The 20674-nt window shown below is 64.6% G+C and carries 22 protein-coding genes; 13 read left to right on the top strand and 9 right to left on the bottom strand.

What is annotated here, in order from left to right; genetic code table 11:
- The first annotated feature begins 65 nt into the window (after positions 1–65).
- Positions 66–1238, top strand: coding sequence for an MFS transporter (locus tag K408_RS0122295; RefSeq protein ID WP_024340726.1), 1173 nt, complete (start codon positions 66–68; stop codon positions 1236–1238).
- A 90-nt stretch (positions 1239–1328) separates the two neighbouring features.
- On the top strand, positions 1329–1697 hold the full coding sequence (locus tag K408_RS0122290; protein ID WP_024340725.1) for a hypothetical protein: 369 nt from the start codon (positions 1329–1331) through the stop codon (positions 1695–1697).
- Between the two features lie 62 nt (positions 1698–1759).
- Here the strand turns inward: K408_RS0122290 and K408_RS0122285 are convergent, their stop codons facing one another.
- A complete protein-coding gene (locus K408_RS0122285) occupies positions 1760–3097 on the bottom strand; it encodes an alpha/beta hydrolase (RefSeq protein ID WP_024340724.1) in 1338 nt (445 codons plus the stop codon).
- A gap of 326 nt (positions 3098–3423) precedes the next feature.
- On the opposite strand from K408_RS0122285, the gene K408_RS0122280 reads away from it, so the two are divergent.
- The gene (locus tag K408_RS0122280) at positions 3424–4791 is read left to right on the top strand and encodes an APC family permease (protein ID WP_024340723.1); all 1368 of its coding nucleotides are present in this window, start codon (positions 3424–3426) and stop codon (positions 4789–4791) included.
- Positions 4792–4793: 2 nt separating this feature from the next.
- Positions 4794–6008 carry a hypothetical protein gene (locus tag K408_RS0122275; protein WP_024340722.1) on the top strand — a complete coding sequence of 405 codons (1215 nt, stop codon included), beginning with the start codon at positions 4794–4796 and terminating at the stop codon, positions 6006–6008.
- Here the strand turns inward: K408_RS0122275 and K408_RS0122270 are convergent, their stop codons facing one another.
- Together K408_RS0122270 and yidD are read right to left on the bottom strand one after the other, a co-directional pair.
- Positions 6009–6215, bottom strand: a complete 207-nt coding sequence (locus K408_RS0122270; RefSeq protein WP_024340721.1) for a hypothetical protein — start codon at positions 6213–6215, stop codon at positions 6009–6011.
- 86 nt (positions 6216–6301) lie between these two features.
- Positions 6302–6634: a membrane protein insertion efficiency factor YidD gene (yidD, locus tag K408_RS0122265; RefSeq protein WP_024340720.1), complete on the bottom strand. Its 333-nt coding sequence runs from the start codon at positions 6632–6634 to the stop codon at positions 6302–6304.
- Between the two features lie 229 nt (positions 6635–6863).
- Here yidD and K408_RS0122260 point away from each other — a divergent pair, with 229 nt between their 5' ends.
- Positions 6864–7748 carry a COG3904 family protein gene (locus K408_RS0122260; protein WP_024340719.1) on the top strand — a complete coding sequence of 295 codons (885 nt, stop codon included), beginning with the start codon at positions 6864–6866 and terminating at the stop codon, positions 7746–7748.
- Positions 7749–7874: 126 nt separating this feature from the next.
- Here the strand turns inward: K408_RS0122260 and K408_RS0122255 are convergent, their stop codons facing one another.
- Positions 7875–8330 carry an iron-sulfur cluster assembly scaffold protein gene (locus K408_RS0122255; RefSeq protein WP_024340718.1) on the bottom strand — a complete coding sequence of 152 codons (456 nt, stop codon included), beginning with the start codon at positions 8328–8330 and terminating at the stop codon, positions 7875–7877.
- 237 nt (positions 8331–8567) lie between these two features.
- On the opposite strand from K408_RS0122255, the gene folE reads away from it, so the two are divergent.
- From folE to K408_RS0122235, 4 genes are all read left to right on the top strand, one after another.
- Positions 8568–9257 carry a GTP cyclohydrolase I FolE gene (gene folE / locus K408_RS0122250; RefSeq protein ID WP_024340717.1) on the top strand — a complete coding sequence of 230 codons (690 nt, stop codon included), beginning with the start codon at positions 8568–8570 and terminating at the stop codon, positions 9255–9257.
- A 27-nt stretch (positions 9258–9284) separates the two neighbouring features.
- The gene (hisI, locus tag K408_RS0122245) at positions 9285–9707 is read left to right on the top strand and encodes a phosphoribosyl-AMP cyclohydrolase (protein WP_024340716.1); all 423 of its coding nucleotides are present in this window, start codon (positions 9285–9287) and stop codon (positions 9705–9707) included.
- Between the two features lie 191 nt (positions 9708–9898).
- On the top strand, positions 9899–10918 hold the full coding sequence (locus K408_RS0122240) for a transglycosylase SLT domain-containing protein (RefSeq protein ID WP_245265907.1): 1020 nt from the start codon (positions 9899–9901) through the stop codon (positions 10916–10918).
- Between the two features lie 201 nt (positions 10919–11119).
- Positions 11120–12295, top strand: a complete 1176-nt coding sequence (locus K408_RS0122235) for a DUF2336 domain-containing protein (protein ID WP_024340714.1) — start codon at positions 11120–11122, stop codon at positions 12293–12295.
- A 136-nt stretch (positions 12296–12431) separates the two neighbouring features.
- Here the strand turns inward: K408_RS0122235 and K408_RS0122230 are convergent, their stop codons facing one another.
- From K408_RS0122230 to K408_RS0122220, 3 genes are all read right to left on the bottom strand, one after another.
- Positions 12432–13010: an Hpt domain-containing protein gene (locus K408_RS0122230; RefSeq protein WP_024340713.1), complete on the bottom strand. Its 579-nt coding sequence runs from the start codon at positions 13008–13010 to the stop codon at positions 12432–12434.
- Between the two features lie 28 nt (positions 13011–13038).
- Positions 13039–13584 carry a response regulator gene (locus K408_RS0122225; protein WP_008549760.1) on the bottom strand — a complete coding sequence of 182 codons (546 nt, stop codon included), beginning with the start codon at positions 13582–13584 and terminating at the stop codon, positions 13039–13041.
- A gap of 99 nt (positions 13585–13683) precedes the next feature.
- A complete protein-coding gene (locus K408_RS0122220) occupies positions 13684–14463 on the bottom strand; it encodes an NAD kinase (RefSeq protein WP_024340712.1) in 780 nt (259 codons plus the stop codon).
- Positions 14464–14712: 249 nt separating this feature from the next.
- Here K408_RS0122220 and K408_RS0122215 point away from each other — a divergent pair, with 249 nt between their 5' ends.
- Positions 14713–16281, top strand: coding sequence for a S10 family peptidase (locus tag K408_RS0122215; protein WP_024340711.1), 1569 nt, complete (start codon positions 14713–14715; stop codon positions 16279–16281).
- On the opposite strand, the gene K408_RS0122210 is transcribed toward K408_RS0122215, so the two are convergent.
- The gene (locus K408_RS0122210; protein ID WP_024340710.1) at positions 16268–17656 is read right to left on the bottom strand and encodes a serine hydrolase domain-containing protein; all 1389 of its coding nucleotides are present in this window, start codon (positions 17654–17656) and stop codon (positions 16268–16270) included. The two genes, K408_RS0122215 and K408_RS0122210, sit on opposite strands and share 14 nt — an antisense overlap.
- Positions 17657–17763: 107 nt before the next feature.
- On the bottom strand, positions 17764–18306 hold the full coding sequence (locus K408_RS0122205; RefSeq protein ID WP_024340709.1) for a tetratricopeptide repeat protein: 543 nt from the start codon (positions 18304–18306) through the stop codon (positions 17764–17766).
- A 248-nt stretch (positions 18307–18554) separates the two neighbouring features.
- Here K408_RS0122205 and K408_RS0122200 point away from each other — a divergent pair, with 248 nt between their 5' ends.
- From K408_RS0122200 to K408_RS0122190, 3 genes are all read left to right on the top strand, one after another.
- Entirely contained in the window at positions 18555–18899 is a 345-nt protein-coding gene (locus K408_RS0122200; protein WP_024340708.1) for a His-rich protein BRANT, read from the top strand.
- A 227-nt stretch (positions 18900–19126) separates the two neighbouring features.
- Positions 19127–19522 (top strand): hypothetical protein, encoded by a 396-nt coding sequence (locus K408_RS0122195; protein ID WP_035698425.1) that lies wholly within the window; start codon positions 19127–19129, stop codon positions 19520–19522.
- A 262-nt stretch (positions 19523–19784) separates the two neighbouring features.
- Positions 19785–20492: an outer membrane protein gene (locus K408_RS0122190; RefSeq protein ID WP_024340706.1), complete on the top strand. Its 708-nt coding sequence runs from the start codon at positions 19785–19787 to the stop codon at positions 20490–20492.
- The last annotated feature ends 182 nt before the right edge of the window (positions 20493–20674 follow it).

The following is a 20674-nucleotide window of genomic DNA, read 5'->3' as shown; positions in this document are numbered from 1 at the left end:
CCTTGCACCAACTATTTCGGACAGCGCCCTTCAATTGGCCGCAAGCCTGATGTACATGCATTTGCATGGAAAGAGCTCCCGCAGCCGGACGTTTCGCCCCGACCGCCCTGATGCTCGGCAATCTCGTCACCGGCTGCTCCGTGCTGGCGCCGGCAGGCATGCTGCCGGAATTGGCGACGGGACTGGAGGTCAGCATCCATGCGGCTGGACTCCTGATCACGTTCGGAGCGGTGACGCTGTGCATCGGATCGCCGCTGACGGCCTGGCTCACCAGCCGCATCGAACGGCGGACGCTGCTCGCAACAACGCTTGCGGTGCTTGCCTTCGGCAATCTCGCTTCGGCCTTCGCCCCCCACTACGCCAGCCTCCTTATCATCCGCCTCGCAATGCTCGCGGTCGGCGCGCTCTACACGCCGCAGGCCGCAGGCACGGCAGCGCTGATCGTGCCGGCCGAACGGCGTGGCAGCACCATTGCGTACATTTTCCTCGGCTGGTCGCTGGCTGCCGCCCTTGGTTTGCCGCTGATCACCTTCATCGCCAGCCGCTATGGCTGGCGAGCGGCCTATGGTGGCATCGGCGCGCTCGGCTGCATCAGCTTGCTGCTGTTGCTGCTGCGTCTTCCGGCGGGCCTGAAGGGTGCACCGGTCGATCTGAAGACGTGGGCCGCAGTCGGGCGGAGCAGGACGATCTTGCTTCTGCTCGCGATCACGATGCTGCAGATGTCGGGGCAGTTCGTCGTGTTCACCTACATGGGCCCGTTGCTCAACAAGCTCACTGGAGCCGGTGCCGATGCGATCGGCATGGTGTTTGCGCTTTACGGTGTCTGCGGATTCCTTGGCGTCGTCCTCGCCACCCGCATCGTCGACACCTCGGGGCCTTATCGCACCTCGTTGCTGTTCACCTGGCTGCTGCTTGCCGGGATCGCGGGCTGGGCGGTGAGCGCAGGCTCGCTCGTCTTGATGGCGGTCGCGGTCGCGACCTGGGGACTAGGCTTCGCTTCCACCAATTCGATGCAGCAGGTGCGACTGGTCGCAGCGGCGCCGCCGCTGGCATCGGCGACCGTCGCGCTCAATACCTCGGTCCTCTATATCGGCCAGGCGGTCGGCTCCGCCGTCGGTGGCCTGCTGTTTGCCCGCGAGCTCCTGCACACGCTCGGCTTCGTCGCCGTCGGTTTCGTCGTGCTGGCGCTGATCCTGGTGGTCCTGACCCGGCCCGGTCCGGTGGCTGCCACGTCCTGACACTCGCGCATGGTGTGCGCAAGGCGCTTGGCAAACCGCGCGCGAGGGCGCTAGAACGCCGGTCATGGGGACCAAAGAGAGTTGACTGAGATGAGGATGATTCTGGCGGTTGCCGCGGTGCTCTATTCAGCCTCCGCATTTGCGCAAGCCGACAAGCCACCGATGGTCGGAGACAAGCCGCTGGTGCAGGTCAAGCCCAAAGAGGCCGCGGCCAAGCCTGCCGCGGCATCGAAGGGCAAGCCGCAGTCGATCGCCGTCCGGCTCCAGGCCTGTCTCGAGATCGACGACGGCACCAAGGATCGCCTCAACTGCTACGACGCCGTGATCCCGCCGGCGCCGAAACCGAAGCCCGCGAAGGCCAAGGGCTACGCCGATTGCCGGTTCTTCAAGGAAGAGGACGAGCGGCTTGCCTGCTTCAACGGCTTTGCCGAGAGCATTCCGAAGCTGCCCAAGAACTGATGTTCGCGAGCCCAAGCGCGATGCGCTCCAAGGCTCGCCCCGATCGAGGTGGGCAAGAGCGCCTAACGGCCCGCTGCGGATGGATTGGTTGAGGCTACGCGCGCAAGCGCGAGCGAGGGCGTGGCCGACATCTTCACCAGCACGTCCTTGAGCGGATCCTGCGTCCAGGCCCGCGTCACGTAATCGCGATGGGTGATGCCTTCGCCGGTCTCGACGAATACCACACTGCCGGGTTGTAACGGCCCGTCCATGTCCTCGGACACGCTGATGCCCTTCTGCCGCAGCATGCTCATGAGCTCGCGGTCGCGCCGTGCCGTGTGGCGAGTATAGGAGCTGACGAAGAAACCGGAGCGGTGGCTCTCGATCCAGGAGGCGAATTTGTCCAGCTCGCCGTAGACGGCGTCGAGCAGCACGACGCCGCGCACGCGGTCGCTGATGCCGCCGACCTGCAGGCTCCAGGCCGTCGGCAGGAAGCCGCCGCTGTAGCCGACGATCACGATCGGCATGTTGGCGAAGGCACGCGCACCGTTGGGGTCGCCGGTGATGCGGGCGAGATGCTCGGCCGATTCCGCCATGAAGCGTTTGAAGCCGCCCGGCTGCCAGAACTTGCCGGCGCTGGAATCGGCGGCGTCCACCGCCATCTGCGGAGCGAGAAGCACGGCGTTGGCGCCGGAATCGGTGATCTGCTTGGGCACCAGCTGGCGGTTGCGCACGTCCCGCTCCAGCGTGGCGCCGTTGCCATGGAAGAACACCACGATCACACCCGGCTTACGCACGTCGAAATGCTCGGGCACGTGCATGAGCACGCGGTTGTCGTTGTAAGTCTCGTCCTGCCAGTAGACGCGCCCGGAATAGCTGCGGTGGCCGCGGCGGTCGCCCCTGGAAATGTTGAGGAAGGGCGCGTCCGAGGCGGGATTGTTGCCGAAATAGGGAAATGCCGACGACTTCATGCTGACGAGCGTCGTCAGGTCCTCGCGCGGCGGACGCTTGTAGGGGACCTGCGGTTCGAGAGAAGCCACTTTGTAGGACGCTTGCTCCGGCGGTTGTTGCTGGACAGCGCGCTTGGGCGAGAAATCCGACATCTGCCGCTGCAGGAAACTCTCGCTCGCCGAGGGAAAGCGCTCTTTGAATTGCGGGGCCGGAAAGCGGTCCTCGAACGTGTCGCCGCTTGCCATTCGTGAATTGGAGGTCTGCGAATTGGTTTTCGCGACGACCTGGACATTTGCCTGCGAATGCGCGGCCAGCGCTGTCGGATCGGGCGCCTTGCCGCAGTGCCCCAGCGCCAGCGACAATGGCAGCAAGGCTGAGATCAGGCCGACTTGGAGCGCGCGACCGTGCCGACCGGATCGTGTCCGGTCGGCACGAAAGTCAGCTCTCAGTGTCGAAACGGCCCCGAACATCCACCCATGACCCCAAGCCACGACATCAAGTCCGTCGGCGCATCTTGAGACAATTGAGCCGACCGGCATTTAGGCGACGTTAAGCGTCCGGAGAAATTCCCCACATCCGGAACGCTCAAGCTGACCATGAGATCGTGTCCTGATTGTGGGGACGGGGAGCAGGATGCATCTGGCGGAGCCGGCCTCATCGTCCGAAGGCGCACGCAAACGGTGTCTTAATACCCGACTGCCTTCGCCTCATTTAGCCCTTGTTAACCCTGCTTGAATTGACTGGACCAATCTGCACGACCGGCCCACGAGGCGAGAGGCCTGAGGTTAGGACCCCGATGACGGCATCAGATGCGGGAACCGCAGCCTGGACGGGCCGGCTGACCGGGAGCGGGGCCGGAGTCTCCGTTCCGGTTGCAACCGCAATCGTTGTGGCCGACATGATCGGGGTTGGCGTCTTCACCAGCCTTGGTTTCCAGGTCAAGGACATCCCGTCGGGCTTCTCGATCCTGCTGCTGTGGACGGTCGGCGGCATCGTCGCGCTGTGCGGGGTGTTTGCGTACAGCGAGCTGGGCGCGATGTTTCCGCGCTCGAGCGGCGAGTACAATTTCCTTGGCCGTGCCTATCATCCGGCCTTCGGCTTTCTCGCCGGCTGGGTGTCGGCGACGGTCGGCTTCGCGGCTCCGGTCGCCCTTGCCGCGATGGCGTTTGGCGAATACGCCAAATCGGTCGTGCCCGATCTGCCGCCGATCCCGCTCGCCATAGGCGTGGTGTGGCTGGTCTCGCTCGTGCAACTGACCGGCGTCAAGCACTCCGCGACGTTCCAGCTGATCTCGACCATCTTCAAGGTCGTGCTGATTGTCGCCTTCCTCGTGGCCGGCTTCATCATCGGCGTGCCGCAGCCGATCGCCTTCACGCCGCAGCCGGGCGACCTCGCCCACATCGTCAGTGCGCCCTTCGCGATCGGCCTCGTCTTCGTGATGTACTCGTTCTCAGGCTGGAATGCCGCGACCTACATCATCGGCGAGATGAACACGCCGCAGCAGAGCCTGCCGCGTGCGCTGCTTGCGGGCACGGTCATCGTGCTCGTGCTGTATGTCGCGCTGAACGCGGTGTTTCTCTATTCCACGCCGGTCGGCGCGCTTGCCGGGCAGCTCGACGTCGCGAGCGTCGCCGGCAGCGCCATTTTCGGCAGCCTCGGCGGCCGGATCGTCGGCGCGATGATCTGCTTCGGTCTGATCTCCTCGATCAGCGCGATGATGTGGATCGGCCCGCGCGTGATGATGACGATGGGCGAGGACATACCGGCTCTGCGCGCATTCTCGCGCAAATCAGTGAGCGGTGCACCGGCCTACGCCATCCTGTTTCAGCTTGCGGTCGCGACCTTGCTGCTGTTCACGCGCAGCTTCGAGGCCGTGCTCGACTTTATCCAGTTCGCGCTGTTGTTCTGCTCGTTCTTCACGGTTGCCGGCGTCATCAAGCTCCGCATCACCAATCCCGATTTGCCGCGGCCCTACCGGGCCTGGGGATACCCGTTTACGCCGTTCGTTTTCCTGCTCGTGACCGCGTTCATGATGTACTACCTTTTGACCGAGCGGCCGGTGCAGTCGCTCTCGGGGATGCTCGTGATGCTCTCGGGCCTGTTGATCTATGCCGTTTTCCGCAGGCGGCCGGTCGCCGCTGCCGCTTCACCACATCGCGAATAGACATGGTCGAACTCTTGAGAATTGCGGCGGTCGCTTTCGCCTTCTTCGCCGCGGCAGCTTCGTCCGCGCACGCCGCCGAGGTCACTTTCGACGACACCGCGCGCTTCCTTGCGGGCATGCAGCCGTCGGCCGACTCGCCGCTGGTGCCGCTCACGAAGGATCCAGGCTGGCAGCGTCACGCAAAATTCTTCGATGGCGCATTCGCGCAGCTCGAGCAGCGCCAGCTCTCGAAGATACGCAATTGGGCCGATGTCAATCTCGCCGCGCCCCGGCCGACCATGTTCTACATGTTCAGCGGCCCGGATTTCCTCTACGCCGACGCGTTCTACTCCAAAGCGAGCACCTATGTGCTCGGCGCCCTGGAGCCGATTGGCGCCGTGCCCGACCTCACGCGCCTGTCGCGCGGTTCGATCGGAGCCGCGCTCTACAACGTCGAGCGCTCCCTCGGCTCCATCCTGAGCTTCTCCTTCTTCATCACCAAGCAGATGAAGGTCGACCTGAGTGCCAACCAGGTCAACGGCACCTTGCCGATCCTCTATGTCTTCCTTGCGCGCTCCGGCAAGACCATCCGCAATGTCGAGATGGTCGCGCTCGACGACAAGGGCGGGCTGCATGTCGGCGACGACAATCCGGGACGTAGTGCGACGCGCGGCGTCCGGATCACCTTTGCGGGCAGCGATGGGGAAACGCGCACGCTGTACTATTTTTCGACCGACCTCTCCAATTCTGGCGCACGCGCCGCAGGGTTCCTGAAGTTCTGCGAGACGCTCGGGCCCGGCAACAGCCTGCTCAAAAGCGCGTCCTATCTGCTGCACTCCGGCAACTTCACCGTCGTTCGCGACTGGCTGCTCGCCAACAGTGCGACGATCATCCAGGACGATTCCGGCATTCCGCTCGCGAATTACAATGCGCGGCAGTGGCGGTTCTTCCCATTCGGCCGCTATCTCGGCCCCATCGACGAATTCCCCGGCCGCTACCAGGAGCGCTACGCCCAGTTGTTCACGCGCGCTCAGCCGATCGACTTCGGAGTCGGCTATCGCTGGCGGATGCACGAGTCGAACTTGCTGCTGGCGGTGAAGGTGCCGGGCAGCGAGACCGCGCCGGCTGCGGAGACCACTTCCACCGCCGAGCCGGCGCCGAAGCCGCCCCGCCCGAAGCGGCTGCGGCCACCGGAATCCATCCCGCCGTCACAGGGGCGCTTCTATTGGTTCCGATAGCTACCAGTGCACACTCTGGCTCGGCACGATAAACGTCGTCGTGCTGGGCGGCGTCGCAAGACTGTCCGCCAAATACCAGCTTGAGGCGACGACGAGAGCGAGCAGTGCGACAATGGCGAGCAGGTCCATGGCTCTGGGATCGTGTCGCCGATGACTGAGGTGCGGACCGAGCCTGAAATGGAAAGGGGGGCTGATTTTCCAGCGCATCGTTGTTTCCTCCCGTGGGAGCATCGAAACAACGCGAGCGGAAAGTTCCTGTTCCGATCGCGGCGCAAGGAGCACCGCAGCCAAGGTCAAGATGCATTGACCCCGCGCCAGCGGCCGTAGCGCCAGGGCAGATACCACCGAGCGCCCTTCGGCGCGGTGAGGGGGACGTTGTCGATACCTGATGTGCCGAAGGGATTGCAGCGCAGCAGGCGAGCGAGCGTCATCCATCCTCCGGCCCACAAGCCGAACCGCTCGATCGCTTCATCGCCGTAAACGGAGCAGGTCGGCAGGTGCCGGCAGTTGTAGCCCACCAGGGGCGACAGCGTATGGCGATACAGCCAAATCAGCGCACGGCCGAATCTGCGCGGCAGCCGGAGCGCACTCTCAATGGAACAATGCTCGCGGGCTGAGTGCTTCATGTGCGCTTTGCTGCGACCTTGAGCGAGGTGTTGCACGGTTCCGGCGCAGGGAACTGGTAAGCTGCTGTTTATGCGCCATATTCTGCCTGCTTTTAGGGAGCAGTGCAGCAAGTATCTATGGACGATCTGTATTCCCCCGGATACCATTTTTGTGACGTCCATGTGTAAACTGATCGGACGCAAAACGGGGCTGACCTGAATCGCCTTGGGGCTTGGGGAAGGGACCAGTTTGAAACTTCTGACGTCGCTCAATTTTCGCGGCTGGTTGCTGGTAGGAGCCGCCGTTTGTGGTGTCGCGCTGTCGGGCGCCGTCGCGACATTCGGGTCGTCGGCGCGAGCGGGTAGTGCGCTCGAGGAGCGCAAGCTGCCGATGAAGTTCAACTGGGTCGCCTGCGAACCGAACTGCCGCGGCTGGATCAGCGCAGTCGGCATCATCACTGCCGATACCCCCAGGGAATTCGAAGAGTTTTCGCGCGGGCGCCAGCTCGGCGGCGCCACCGTGGTGCTCGATTCCAGCGGCGGTTCCGTAAATGATGCGATCACGCTTGGGCGCCGCTTCCGCAACCTCGGACTGTCGACCACGGTCGGCGTGAGCCTTCGCGGCGGGCCGTCGACTCGGCCGGCTGTCGCGCCAGAGGCCTATTGCGAATCGATGTGCGTGTTCCTGTTGTTGGCCGGCAAGAAGCGATACGTGCCGGCGGCCGCACATGTCCGGGTCCACCAGATCTGGATGGGCGACCGCGCCGATGATGCCAAGGCCGCGAGCTACAGCGCGCAGGATCTGATGATCGTGGAGCGCGACATCGGTCGCCTTGCCAAATACACATTCGACATGGGCGGCACCGGCGATCTGCTGTCGCTTGCGCTCAGTGTCCCGCCCTGGGAAGACCTGCACGAACTCGATGCTGGTGAGCTCAAGCTCGCCAATCTGGTCACGACCGATCTCGTGGCTGACGTGCTCCCGCATATGGACATTTCCGCGCCGGCAATGGCGGGGCTTGCGCCAAAGACGCAAGCCAGATTCGCCACGGAACAGGAGCCGTCCAAATCGACCAAGACGGCGGAGGCCGTCGTGCCGACGGGCGGCGTGGCGGCGCCGGCACCGGAGAAGTAAGCTCTTCAATAATATCGGCCGTGATTCCGGCGCGGAGCGCGGGCTGTGGCGCGCCAGCGCCCACCTGAGAACGCGCCCCGTGATCTTCGCACCAGGCGTCGTGCGGCGCCTAAAATAAAGGAGCGGTCAGCCCTGCGCCGCGGCCGGCTGCTTGGCCTTGGCCTCGATCTGGCCGATCGCATCGACCACGGCATCGAAGGTTAGCAGCGTCGAGGCATGGCGCGCTTTGTAGTCGCGAACGGGTTCGAGGAACTTGATCTCCTCCCATTTGCCTTCAGGAGGCGCGCCGTTCTCCTTCAGCATCTTGCGAACAGTTTCCCGTAACTCGCGGAGTTCGCTCGCAGTCGAGCCGACCACGTGACTTGCCATGATGGATGAAGACGCCTGGCCCAGGGCGCACGCCTTCACGTCATGGGCGAAGTCGGTGACCGTGTCGCCGTTCATCTTGAGATCGACCTTCACGGTCGAGCCGCACAGCTTGGAGTGGGCTGTGGCGGAAGCATCGGGGTCCGAAAGCCGCCCGAGGCGCGGAATATTCCCGGCCAGCTCAATGATCCGCTTGTTATAAATGTCGTTCAGCATGTGATGGAGTCCAACACTGCGGCGCCGGATCGGCCTTGGCGGGCGCCACCCAGGGGCCTATATAGGGATGGAACTGGCGGAAAAATAGTCCCGCGCTGCGGCGGTGTGATCCAGAGCGTTGGCTCCGACGTAATGATTGCGGACTTTCGCCGAAACTGTTCTCTTCAGGCGTCCGGCGGCTTTCCCGCCCCGTCTGCCGGTGACACTCCGGCCGCGAGGCCGTCGAACGGAGTCGATATGGACGCTGCAATCAAATCCATCCGCCCCAACAAGCCCTCCGACCGGCAGCCCGAGAGCCGCCCGGCGGAGCTGGACCCCGCCGAGTTCCTCGCGGCCGCCGTCCGCGCTGATCAGCCGCGCCCGGCTCGTGCCGAGGCGGAAGCCGCGGTCAAGACGCTGCTCGCCTATATCGGCGAGAATACCGAGCGCGAGGGCCTGCTCGACACGCCGCGCCGCGTGGTGGAGGCTTTCGACGAGCTCTATCAGGGCTACCACCAGTGCCCGGCCGAGGTACTCGACCGCACCTTCGGCGAGACGGCGGGCTATGACGATTTCGTGCTGGTGCGCGACATCGAGTTCACCTCGCAGTGCGAGCATCACATGATGCCGTTCTACGGCAAGGCGCACATCGCCTATACGCCGGTGGAGCGCGTCGTCGGCCTGTCCAAGCTTGCCCGTCTCACCGACATCTTCGCCCGCCGCCTCCAGACCCAGGAGCACCTGACGGCGCAGATCGCGGCGGCCATCGACGAGGTTCTCAAGCCCCGCGGCGTTGCCGTGCTGATCGAGGCCGAGCATACCTGCATGTCGGTGCGCGGCGTTGCCAAGCATGGCGCCTCCACCTTCACCAGCCGCTTCACCGGCATGTTCCGCGACAATCCGGCGGAGCAGGCCCGTTTCCTGTCCCTGGTGCGAGGCACGCGCTGACCTCGCGAATAGATCGGCGACGTCGTCGTGTCCGCTCACTCCCATGAGATCGAGGAAGGTCTTGCCTTCCTGCCCAAGTTCGACGCCGCAGGCCTTGTGACCTGCGTCGCGACCGACGCCGTGACTGGCGATGTGCTCATGGTCGCGCACATGAACGAGGAGGCGCTGCGCAAGACCGTTGCCACCGGCGAGGCCTGGTACTTCAGCCGCTCGCGCAATGCCTTGTGGCGAAAAGGTGAGACCTCCGGTCAGACCCAACGCGTGATCGAGATGCGCACCGATTGCGACCAGGACGCGGTCTGGATCCGCGTCGAGCAGATCGGCGCCGCCTGCCACACCGGTCGGAGGTCGTGCTTCTACCGCAAGGTCGAGGCCGAGGGCGGCGGAGCGAAGCTGGTCTTCGCCGACGCCGAGCGGCTGTTCGATCCGAGCGAGATCTACAAGAAATGACTTCCGTCATTCCGGACGGCTCGAAGTGCCGATCCGGAATCTCGAAATTCCGGGTTCGCACCTGCGGTGCGCCCCGGAATGACGGGCATGGCTGAGTTAACTCCGCATTAACCATACCTGTCTCACGGTGAGACGACACGGGCGCCGAATTGCCGGCGCCGCGGAACGCCGCACGGGGCGGGTACTTCATCATGTCGGTCGACAATTCCAGTGCGACGCACACGGCCGGTCTCGACCCCTCGCGCGCGCGGGTCGCCGGTGCGATCAAGCAGGCCTCGAACATCTCCGGCGTCAGCTTCCAGTACATGCTGACCACCGCCAAGATGGAATCGGACTTCAATCCGACGGCTGCTGCCCCCACCTCGTCCGCCCAGGGGCTCTACCAGTTCATCGACCAGACATGGCTAGGCACCGTCAAAGAGGCGGGCGCCCAGCTCGGCTACGGCAGCTACGCCGACGCCATCACCAGGACGCCGTCGGGTACCTACACCGTCGATGATCCCGTGAAGAAGCGGTCGATCATGAAGCTGCGCGATGATCCGGAGGCGGCATCGAGCATGGCCGCGGCGCTGACGCAGTCGAACAGCTTCAAGCTCACCGGCCTTCTCGGCCGCAGGCCCAGCGACAGCGAGCTCTACATGGCCCATTTCATGGGCGTCGGCGGAGCCGCAAAACTCATCGCCAATGCCGAGGACAATCCGCAAGCCGTCGGCGCGAGGCTGTTTCCCAATGCGGCTGCCGCAAACCGCTCGATCTTCTACGCGAAAGATGGCCGCGCCCGCAGCGTCTCCGAGGTCTATTCGGTGCTCGACGCGCGCTACGCCAGCGCGGCCAACTCGAAAGTGACCCGCAGCGCGATGGCGATGTATGGCGGCACGCCGTCGACCACTGAGGTGGCGAGCGCAAGCGGCGTGCTGCCGAGCGCACCCGTGATCGACAATGCCGCATATCTTCAGACGTTTCCGAACACGCGCGCGGTGACGCCCGTCAGCGCGACGACGTCGAAGACGCTTGCCGAGAATGCTCCAAGCACTCCGGTGTTTCGTTCGATCTATCAGCCCGGCGATGCGACGCAGCCGGTCTCCGCGACGGTGCAGAAATTATGGGGCAACAACGCCTCGCTCACGTCAATTGCCTCGGCAACGCCGGACGTTCGGCCGCCGCAGCCGCTCGACCTCTTCAGCGATCGCAGCGGCACGTTCTCGAGTTAACGCCACTCTCGCATCTGCGGGGAGCATCGCCTGAGGCGGCGCTGCGATACGTCCGGCACGCAGCCCAGGCGCCCCTGTCCTTAACAAATCATCAATGAAACCAGCCAGTTATGGTGAACGCTTTGTTAAGCGTCGTGGTTTATTTTGTATTGCAGGTGGCGAGAGGTCACCATTTCGTTTGTTGTGTAAGCCGGAAACAGGATGATTGTTCGGCAGTTCATCAATTGGATCAGAACGGCGCCGGCCGGCGAGCGGGCCGAGGCAACGCGGGCACTGGCCCGGGCCTGGCTGATCTCGGACCTTTCTGCAGACGACCGTATCGCCGCCGAAGGCGCGCTTCTGATGCTCCTGGACGATCCCTCGCCGCTGGTGCGACAGGCGATGGCCGAGGCCTTTGCCCGCAGCCTTGAAGCGCCGGCCGCAATCGTGCGGGCGCTGTCGGCAGACCAGCCGAGTGTCGCGCTGCCCGTCCTCGAACATTCTCCGCTGCTGATCGACGCCGATCTCGTCGACATCGTTGCGACCGGCAACGAAGAGGTGCAATGCGCGGTCGCCCGCCGCATTGCGCTGCCGGTATCGGTCTGCGCCGCCATCGCCGAAGTCGGCTGCGCGGCTGCCGCGCTGGAGCTGATCGAAAACCCACATGCCGAACTGGCGCCGTTCTCCTGGGACCGCATCGTCGAGCGCCACGGCCATCTCGCCGCGATCCGCGAGGCGATGCTGGTGCTGGAGGATCTGCCGGCGGCAACGCGCGCAGCGCTGGTGGCAAAGCTCTCGGAGATGCTGGCGCAATTCGTGGTGGCGCGGAACTGGCTGAGCGCCGATCGCGCGGACCGCATCACGATCGAGGCACGCGACCGCTCCACCATGAACATCGCGGCACGCTCCCGCGGAGAGGATATGCAGGGCCTGGTGCGTCACCTGCGCGTCACCGGCCAGCTGACCGCAGGACTGATCCTGCGTGCACTGCTGTCGAGCAATCTCGATCTGTTCGATGCGGCACTTGCCGAGCTTGCCGATCTGCCGCTGGCACGCGTCTCGGCGCTGCTGCACGACCGCGGCGGCAACAGCCTGCAGGCGCTGCTGCGCCGCGCCGGGCTGCCCGAGACGACGTTTGCGGCGTTCCAGGTTGCGCTCGATGCCTGTCACGAGCAGGGTTTTGTCGACAGCGATGACGGTGCGGTGCGGCTCCGCCGGCGCATGGTCGAGCGCGTGCTCACCCATTGCGAGATGGAGCGCGGCGTCACCGAGCCGCTGATGGTCCTGCTCCGCCGCTTCGCCACGGAGTCTGCGCGTGAAGAGGCAAGGCTGTTCTGCGACGAGCTGGTCGCGGAAGAGGCGATGGACCCGGCCTATGACGATCTGATTGCGGCCTAGTTCAAAGCCCGCGGTTGGGCAGGCGGGAAGACGCAAATTCTGTCATTGCGAGCGCAGCGAAGCAATCCAGACTGTTCCCGCCGAGGGATTCTGGATTGCTTCGCTGCGCTCGCAATGACGAGAGGAGAGAGCCTTGCTACTCCACCGGCGCGATGCTCGGGGACAGGATCACCTCGAGATGCTCGGGCCGGTCGCGATTGACGTGGGCGAGATAGTCGTCGGCGACCTTGCGCAGGCGACGGCTGAGCTCGGCTGAGACGCTGATGGTGTCGAGCCTGGTGTTCTCGTGCACGATGGCGAGAATGGCATTGATGTGGTGCGTGAACAGCTCGGGCGGCACCTTCTGCAGATCAGGTGCGTGCTCGATGACGCGGCAGAGGCTTTCGGCAATTCCCGCGGCCGAAGGAAAGCCGAATGTCGCCGCGTCGCCCTTGATGTCGTGTGCGGCGTGAAACAGCTCGTCGCGCAGCTTCTTCGTGAAGCCATCCTTCTGCACCGCAGTCCAGGCGGCGGACAGTCGCTGGACCTCGATCGCCATCCAATCCTTGAACTCGCCGGACAGGCCTGCCAGCGCCTGCTCGGCGCGGGCGACCGGATCGTCCATGTCCTTTTCTTCGACGCGGCGCAGGACCTTTCGCAGCGGATTGGGCTGGGTGATGACGTGATGCGTGGCGAAGGCCTTGACCTCGATGTCCTTCGCGCTGTTCTTCGCCATGATGCCTGCCTCGTCTGGAGAGGTTGCGCTAGATTGAGGAACGGGCCTTGTCGAGCAGTGAGGGCTGCTGCAGCACCTCGTGCTTCTCGCCGACACGGCGCTCGGGGCCCATATAGGCGGAGTTGGTGTTGCGGCGGCGGTCCGGCCCGAAATAGGTCTTGGTCTTGATGAAGGGTCGGGGATTGGCGACCACGTTGAGGATGCGCTGATAGAGGCCCTTGGCCGAGATCGGCTTGGCCAGGAATTCGGTCACGCCGGCATCGCGTGCGACCGTGACGCGACGCTTCTCGGAATGGCCGGTCAGCATGATGATCGGCGCGTAAGGATTGCCCTTGGATTCCGGTTGGCGGATCATCTGCGCGAGCTCGAGCCCGTCGAAGATCGGCATGGCCCAGTCGGTGATGACGATGTCGGGCACGTAGTGGCTGTACATTTCGAGCGCCGTGGCCCCGTCCTCGGCCTCGTAGACTTCGCGCGCGCCGAACGAATGCAGCAGCGTCCGCAGGATGCGGCGCATGTGCGGATTGTCGTCGCAGACGAGGAAGCGCAGCTTGTTGAAATCGATACGGAACATGACGCCCGGGCCAAAGCGGTCAACCTTCGTTAACCATATCGCGCCGGGAGTTAACGAAGGGTTGCTGCCGGGCCCTTTGAGGCGATGCGGGCGGGCGGATCAATAGCCGAACTGCTCGCGCAGGATGCGCTCTTCCAGGCTGTGGCCGGGGTCGAACAGCATGCGCATCGAGATGGTCTTGTCCGAGAGAACCTCGACGCGGCGGACGTCGCGTACCTCGTCGTGGTCGGCGACGGCGGCGACGGGCCGCTTGTCGCCCTCCAGCACCTCGATCACGACATAGGCCGTATTGGGCAGCAGCGCGCCGCGCCAGCGGCGCGGGCGGAAGGCGCTGATCGGTGTCAGCGCAAGAAGCGCGGCGTTGATCGGCAGGATCGGTCCCTGCGCGGAGAGGTTATAGGCGGTCGAGCCGGCCGGTGTCGCCACCATGATGCCGTCCGCGATCAGCTCGGACATGCGCTCGCGCTCGTCGATCAGGATCCTCAGGCGCGCGGCCTGGTAGGTCTGTCGGAACAGGGCGACCTCGTTGATGGCGTGATGCAGGTGGACGCGATCGTTGACATCGGTCGCGCGCATCAGAAGCGGATTGATCTCGGATTCGTGAGCCGCCGCGAGCCGCGCACGCAAATCGTGCGTCGAGTACTCGTTCATGAGGAAACCGACCGTGCCACGATGCATGCCGTAGATCGGCTTGCCCGTGCGCATGTTCTGGTGCAGCGTCTGGAGCATGAGCCCGTCGCCGCCGAGCGCGACCACGACGTCGGCATCCGCAGGGTCGCAATTGCCATAGTCCCTGGTGAGCTGGCCAAAGGCGGCCTGTGCCTCGTTGCTCGGGCTGGCGACGAAGGCGATCCGGTCATATCGCGAGGGCTTGGTCATGGCTTCTCGGCAGGGCCGCCTTGCTGGAGAAAAGTTCCGCCGGGCCCGTCTATACGAGGTGGGCCTGCATTGTCGAGGATGACCGACCAGCAAAACTAACGGAGATGTCCATCCGGAGTTGAGGAGAGCAGCGGCTTGAACCTGGTCGGCCGCTCCAGTCCCGCCAGTCCAATGATCCCCCAAACCGTCGCAATTCCGCGTTAGGCTGCAGTCTGCACCGGTTGTCACCGCCGGGCAGGGAGAACGATCATGGTCAAGCATCTGCCGATGCTCCGCCGCGCGAGCCTGGTGCTGGCGGTCTCGGCTTTCGCGCTCGCGGGCTTTGCGCGCGCGGATGATACGCCGCAGCCGCGCCCCGAGGCGGCCTCGCCGGGCGGACAGAAGGGCGGTCGCGGCGGTGGCGCACCAAACGCTTCACCGGCTTCGCCCTCCGCGGCCGAGCAGCACCGGCTGCCGCCGGATTCGATCACGAGGCAGACACTCGATCTGCCCGGCCGGACTCTCAATTTCACGGCCACCGCCGGCTCGATCCGCGTGTTCGACGGCAAGGGCGAGCCGCTGGCCGATATCGCCGTGACCTCCTATGAGCTCGACGGTGCCGACCGCGCAAACCGGCCCGTGACGTTCCTGTTCAACGGCGGGCCCGGCGCGTCCTCGGCGTGGCTCCAGTTCGGTGCGGCCGGTCCATGGCGGCTGCCGCTCGACGGCGAGGCCCTGTCGCCCTCGGCCTCGCCCGAGGTGAAGCCGAACGCAGAGACCTGGCTCGACTTCACCGATCTCGTGTTCATCGACCCCGTCAGCACCGGCTACAGCCGTTTCGTCGCCAGCGGCGAGGAGGCGCGAAAATCCTTCTACTCAGTCGACGGCGACGTCAATTCCATCGCGCTCGTGATCCGACGCTGGCTCGAGAAGCACGAGCGGCTGACGTCGCCGAAATTTGTTGCCGGTGAAAGCTATGGCGGCATTCGCGGCCCGAAGGTCGTGCGCCAGTTGCAGCTTCAGCAGGGTGTCGGCGTCAGGGGATTGATCCTGGTGTCGCCATTGTTTGACTTCCGCGAGTTCACCGGCACCAGCATCCTGCAATATGTCGCGACGCTGCCGAGCTATGTCGCGGTCGCCCGTGAGGCCAAGGGACCGGTCAAGCGCGCCGACCTCGCCGATGTCGAGGCCTACGCGCGCGGCGAGTTCCTGACCGACCTCGTCAAGGGCGAGGCGGACAAGGAGGCGACCAATCGTCTCGCGGACAAGGTCGCCCAGCTCACCGGCATCGATCAGGCCGTCAGCCGCAGGCTAGCCGGCCGCTTCGACGTCAGCGAATTCCGCCGCGAGCTCGACCGCAAGAACGGCAAGGTGACGGGGCGTTACGATGCCTCGGTGCGTGGCTTCGATCCCTATCCGGATTCCAGCAACTCGCGCTTCGGCGATCCCTCCGGCGATGCGCTTCAGGCGCCGCTGACGAGCGCAGCGGTTGACGTGCTCTCGCGCAAGCTCAACTGGCGGCCCGGCGGCTCCTATGAAGTCCTGAACGGCGCGGTGGGAGGTCAATGGGATTTCGGCCGCGGCATCGACCCGCCGCAGTCGATCTCGGAGCTGCGCCAGATCCTCGCAACCGATGGGAAGCTGAACGTGCTGGTCGCGCACGGCTTGTTCGATCTCGCCACGCCCTATTTCGGGACGAAGCGAGTGCTCGATCAATTGCCGGCCTTCGTCACGCAGCGCGTGAAATTCGTCGTCTATCCCGGCGGCCACATGTTCTATTCGCGCGAGGGGGCGCGACAGGCATTCCGGAGCGAGGTCGAGACGCTCATTCGGGAGTAGGCCGGCGCTTGCGCGGCGGATAGCGGCGCGCGATCTCGCGCGCGACCACGGCTGCAGGCTTCACGTTGGCGCCTGCGATCCAGATCTCGCTGACCTTGCCGCGCTTGTTGCGAACGCGGCGCACCGGCTCGCCGTGGCTGGAATAGCCTGCGGCCCAGGCCAGCTTGCCGCTATCGCGACCGGTGACTTCGATCTCGGCGGCATCCATGAACGGGTTGTTGAACTGCGGATTGGCGAGGAGCACGCGGTTGCCTGCGGGGACAAGATCGGTCGCGCCCCAGATCGTCCACCACCGGCCGGTCCAGTCGCGCAGGCGGCGATCGGGCGCGCCGCGGGTCTGGAAGACTCGCAGGATCTGCATCGCGCCATCCATCCAGATCGGTGCCGCTCCGTCGATGGAGTTGCTGAGGATGCTGATGGCGAGCTCGCAGGCGGGAATGGAGCAGGTCCGCGAGATGTAGCCCTGGAAACCGCCGCTATGGCCGAACCAGTCCCAGCCGTCGGTCTTGCCGGCATTGACGCCGAGGCCGTAGTAGGCCTCGAAGCTCTGCGGGATGCGCCAATGGTGGCGCGTCATCTCGCGGCGGCTCGCAACCGACAGCACGCTCTTCTTCGCATTGGGCGCAAGCTGCGCGAAGAAGCGGGCCGTGTCAGCCGCGGTGGCGGCGAAGCCTGCAGCCGATGCCATCGCCTGGGCGGGATTGTCCCCGGCGATGACGCATCGCTCGCCATATGGCAGCCTCCGTGTGTGGCCGCGCGCGAACAGGGCGGCCCTGGGAAGCGGAGTGTCCGGTTCGGTTTCGCGCAAGCCCGCGGGTGCAATGATCTCGCGCTTGATCCAGGTGGGGTAGGGCTCCTTCGTCACGGCCTCGATCACGAGGCCGAGAAGGCCAAAGCCGTGATTGGAATATTTGAAGCGCGTGCCGGCCTCGATCGCGGCCGGCTGCTTCAATTCCGCAAGCAGCTCGCTGGCGTTGAGATAGGGGCGGCTGTCGATGAACTGGCCGGAATCAGCGCCGTCGCGCGTCAACCCCGCGCTGTGCGAGAGCACCTGCGCGATCGTCGTCTCGGCCACGCGCGGATGCAGGCCGCCGACATATTGCCCGACCGTGTCGTCGAGCCGGATCTTGCGCTGCTCGCGCAGCTTCATGATGCCGGCGGAGGTGAAGCTCTTTGAATGCGAGGCGATGCGGAAGCGATGGCGCGAAGTGAGCTTCTCGCCGGTGTCGAGGTTGGCGAGACCGAACGCGTGCTCGGCCACGATCTCGCCGCGATAGGCGAACGCGACGAGGACGCCTGGCTGTTGGAGTGTCGCCAGCTGGAATTCGATCCAGGAGCCGATGTAGTCGATCGCGGGTCGCAGCCACGGGTCCATCGCGCACCAATTCGCAGGGAGATTGAAGGCAGGAAGCCTAGCCGAGAACGCGGAACGGGCACAACCGGCAGGTTGTGCCCGTATGCGGGGTCCGAAGACTGGATGCTTCAGTAGACGAGCGTGGCGCCGGTCGGCTTGTCGAGCGCAGCGGCCAGCGAGCGATACTCGGAGCTGTCGGTGCCGGCGAGCGAGGCGATCTTGTCGAGGTGATACTGCGCCTGCTCGCGATTGCCCTGCTCCAGCTGCCAGAGTCCGTAATACTGCCATGTGCGGACGTGGTTCGGATCGTCCTTCAGCGCCAGCTCGTAATAGACCTTCGACGATTGATAGTCGCCGAGCTTGCGATAGGAATAGCCGATCAGGTTGGCGACGTCGGCGACGTCGTCGCGCTTGAGCGACTTCAATTGGTCGATGGCGCCCGAGTAATCGTGCTTGTCGTAGATCGCGGCATAGGCGGTACGATAGGTCGCGAGGAATTTGGGGTCGCTGACGGAAGAGCTCTTCTTCTTGCCCTTCTTGGTCGAGGAGTCCGATTTCGGCGGCGACGAAGGCTCGTCGCTGCCCGCCGCATACGCGCTGGACAGTACAGGCGCAGCCGCCAGCGCCAAGGCGAGGAGTGCCGGCACAAAAAACATTGAGAGTTTGCGCATCTAAATTCTCCCGTCTGAACGTGGCGATCCTACACGATTGCCTGAAGACCGGAACACCCGTTGCGCAAAAACATTCCCGCTTCGCACGATCTATTCGCCCGCCTGCGGATGACAAACGCGTCATCGAGATGAACGGAAGCCTGCGAGAGGCTTCAGATTGGGTTCAGTGCGCGGCCCCTAGGCTCCCAACCACGGTCGAAGGGCAGGCGAGACGGCGCCGCCTCGAGATCATTCCAGAGGAGACCTCCATGTTGAAGACCATTTCCGCAGCCTTGCTCGCAGCCTCCGTGCTCGCAGCCCCGGCCTTCGCGGCCGAGGCCGGCAAGACCACCACGACCGCGCCGGCGATCAAGGCAGACCAGAGCCAGCCCAAGGCGGCGACTGCCGTCAAGCCGGAAGCCGGCTTCAAGGCCGACACGAAGGCCGCCGACGTTAAGGCCGATGCCAAGATGGACGGCAAGCCGAATGCGGTGAACGCTCACACCAACGCTGCGCCCGACGAGCACAAGACCGTGGGCCAGCATCGCCATCAGGACAAGCAGTCACAGAAGCCGGACGTGACCAAGCCGGCAGCGACCGACAAGCGCAACTGACGACCGGTCCCGCGCGGCGGCATCCTTGCATTGCCCGCCGCCGCGCGCGGATTTCTGGCCCGGACCGTTCGCCAGGTCTCGTGCGAAAGTGCGAGGCGTCGGCGGCGGCCGGTGCGTTGTTCGCTTCGTGGCAAGCGAATTCCCTTCGAGCAGGCTTGGGGCTAGAACGTCTCCTGATCTGATCGAGCGGAGAGCGGCCTGTGAGGAGATTGGCGAGATGTGCGGTGATCCTGGCGTTGCCGCTGGCGCTTGCGGCATGTTTCGGCAGCGATGGTGACCGCCCAACGCTGATGGGCGGCACCCAAGCGGGCGGACCGCAGCCGTTTCCCGACAATTTCCGGAGCGACACGCTGGCCTTGATGCGGACCTATCTCAACAATCCGGTCGGCGTGCGCGATGCCAGCATGGCCGAACCTGTGCAGCGCGAGGTCGGTGGCCGGCAGTTCTATGTGAGCTGCCTGCACTTCACCCCGCGGGAGACCGATGGCAGCTACAAGGCCATGCGGGAACGCGCCGTGGTCTTCGTCAACGGCCGGGCGGACCGCGTGGTCGACCGCACCAGCGATCTCTGCGCCGGTGCGGTTTACGCCCCCTTTCCGGAACTGGAAAAGATGACGCGGTAGCACAAAGCCCGTCTTTAGGGCTTCGTGCTAGGCAGAAGCAGCCGGGGCCGCTCGATCACATGTCGCCGAGCTTTGAACGGGATGGTTTCGTCTTGCGACAAATCGTTGCGGCGGCCTTGCGCAGGCGACGTGACGGAACAAATTCGCAGTGTTGCCACGCCGTCACAGTAACGAACGATCAACGTTCCGGCATCGCCGCGAAGCAACCCAATTCACGCCACGTTGTTTCCCGAGTGTCGCAAATGAAAGAACGGGGATGATCATGAAGTCGATTTTATTGGGTGCAGCCGCTCTGCTTGCGCTGGTCGCGCCGGCCGCAGCCGCAGACATGCAGCCGCGCCCCTACGCCAAGGCTCCGGCCTACACGCCCCCGCAGGTGATCTATAACTGGACCGGGTTCTACATCGGCGGCCATGTCGGCGGCGCGTTTGCCGGCGACAACAGCTTCCAGTCGAGCGACGCCCGCTTCATGGGCGGCGTGCAGGGCGGCTTCGACTACCAGTTCGCACCCAACTGGGTGATGGGTATCGAGGCCCAGTATTCCTGGCTGCCGACCAACAACAACGGCGTCACTTTCCCGCTCGGCACGCAGGTCACCTCCAACACCGACCAGATCGGATCGGTGACCGGCCGTATCGGCTACACCTGGGGGCCGACGCTGCTCTATGCCAAGGGCGGTTATGCCTGGCGGAACAACAATCTCGGCGTCAACATCGCCGGTGTGCCTCAGGCCTTCACCACGAGCGGCAACAGCAAGGACGGTTATACCGTCGGCGCCGGCCTTGAATACATGTTCGCCCCGAGCTGGTCGGCCAAGGCTGAGTACCAGTACTACAATTTTGGCAGCACCACCTTCACCTCCGGCCCGGCCGACGTCGTCGGCGTACGGGGTCGGGAGGACGAGCATACCGTCAAGGTCGGTGTGAACTACCGCTTCGGCTGGGGTGGCCCGGCGGCGTCGCGCTACTGATGCCGACGGCAATCATAGGATCGATGAAAGGCCGGCCTCCGCCGGCCTTTCATTTGCCTACCTTTATTCGCCTTGTATGAACCATCTGGCGCGTCATTTGCTTGCAAACGAAGCTGACGCGCCTTCTCACGGACGTCATGGGGCATGGGTAAAGCAAAAATAATTTTTGCGACGTAGGGAAC

Source organism: Bradyrhizobium sp. in8p8 (genome assembly GCF_000426845.1).
GTDB classification, from domain to species: Bacteria; Pseudomonadota; Alphaproteobacteria; order Rhizobiales; family Xanthobacteraceae; genus Bradyrhizobium; species Bradyrhizobium japonicum_C.
This window is presented reverse-complemented; position numbering and strand designations above follow the sequence as displayed.

What these genes read in the sequence shown, in the direction of transcription:
- K408_RS0122295 (WP_024340726.1), top strand. Translation starts at nt 66, where the DNA reads ATGGAAAGAGCTCCCGCAGCCGGACGTTTCGCCCCGACCGCCCTGATG.
- K408_RS0122290 (WP_024340725.1), top strand. Translation starts at nt 1,329, where the DNA reads ATGAGGATGATTCTGGCGGTTGCCGCGGTGCTCTATTCAGCCTCCGCA.
- K408_RS0122285 (WP_024340724.1), bottom strand. Translation starts at nt 3,097, where the DNA reads ATGTTCGGGGCCGTTTCGACACTGAGAGCTGACTTTCGTGCCGACCGG.
- K408_RS0122280 (WP_024340723.1), top strand. Translation starts at nt 3,424, where the DNA reads ATGACGGCATCAGATGCGGGAACCGCAGCCTGGACGGGCCGGCTGACC.
- K408_RS0122275 (WP_024340722.1), top strand. Translation starts at nt 4,794, where the DNA reads ATGGTCGAACTCTTGAGAATTGCGGCGGTCGCTTTCGCCTTCTTCGCC.
- K408_RS0122270 (WP_024340721.1), bottom strand. Translation starts at nt 6,215, where the DNA reads ATGCGCTGGAAAATCAGCCCCCCTTTCCATTTCAGGCTCGGTCCGCAC.
- yidD (WP_024340720.1), bottom strand. Translation starts at nt 6,634, where the DNA reads ATGAAGCACTCAGCCCGCGAGCATTGTTCCATTGAGAGTGCGCTCCGG.
- K408_RS0122255 (WP_024340718.1), bottom strand. Translation starts at nt 8,330, where the DNA reads ATGCTGAACGACATTTATAACAAGCGGATCATTGAGCTGGCCGGGAAT.
- folE (WP_024340717.1), top strand. Translation starts at nt 8,568, where the DNA reads ATGGACGCTGCAATCAAATCCATCCGCCCCAACAAGCCCTCCGACCGG.
- K408_RS0122240 (WP_245265907.1), top strand. Translation starts at nt 9,899, where the DNA reads ATGTCGGTCGACAATTCCAGTGCGACGCACACGGCCGGTCTCGACCCC.
- K408_RS0122235 (WP_024340714.1), top strand. Translation starts at nt 11,120, where the DNA reads ATGATTGTTCGGCAGTTCATCAATTGGATCAGAACGGCGCCGGCCGGC.
- K408_RS0122230 (WP_024340713.1), bottom strand. Translation starts at nt 13,010, where the DNA reads ATGGCGAAGAACAGCGCGAAGGACATCGAGGTCAAGGCCTTCGCCACG.
- K408_RS0122225 (WP_008549760.1), bottom strand. Translation starts at nt 13,584, where the DNA reads ATGTTCCGTATCGATTTCAACAAGCTGCGCTTCCTCGTCTGCGACGAC.
- K408_RS0122220 (WP_024340712.1), bottom strand. Translation starts at nt 14,463, where the DNA reads ATGACCAAGCCCTCGCGATATGACCGGATCGCCTTCGTCGCCAGCCCG.
- K408_RS0122215 (WP_024340711.1), top strand. Translation starts at nt 14,713, where the DNA reads ATGGTCAAGCATCTGCCGATGCTCCGCCGCGCGAGCCTGGTGCTGGCG.
- K408_RS0122210 (WP_024340710.1), bottom strand. Translation starts at nt 17,656, where the DNA reads ATGGACCCGTGGCTGCGACCCGCGATCGACTACATCGGCTCCTGGATC.
- K408_RS0122205 (WP_024340709.1), bottom strand. Translation starts at nt 18,306, where the DNA reads ATGCGCAAACTCTCAATGTTTTTTGTGCCGGCACTCCTCGCCTTGGCG.
- K408_RS0122200 (WP_024340708.1), top strand. Translation starts at nt 18,555, where the DNA reads ATGTTGAAGACCATTTCCGCAGCCTTGCTCGCAGCCTCCGTGCTCGCA.
- K408_RS0122190 (WP_024340706.1), top strand. Translation starts at nt 19,785, where the DNA reads ATGAAGTCGATTTTATTGGGTGCAGCCGCTCTGCTTGCGCTGGTCGCG.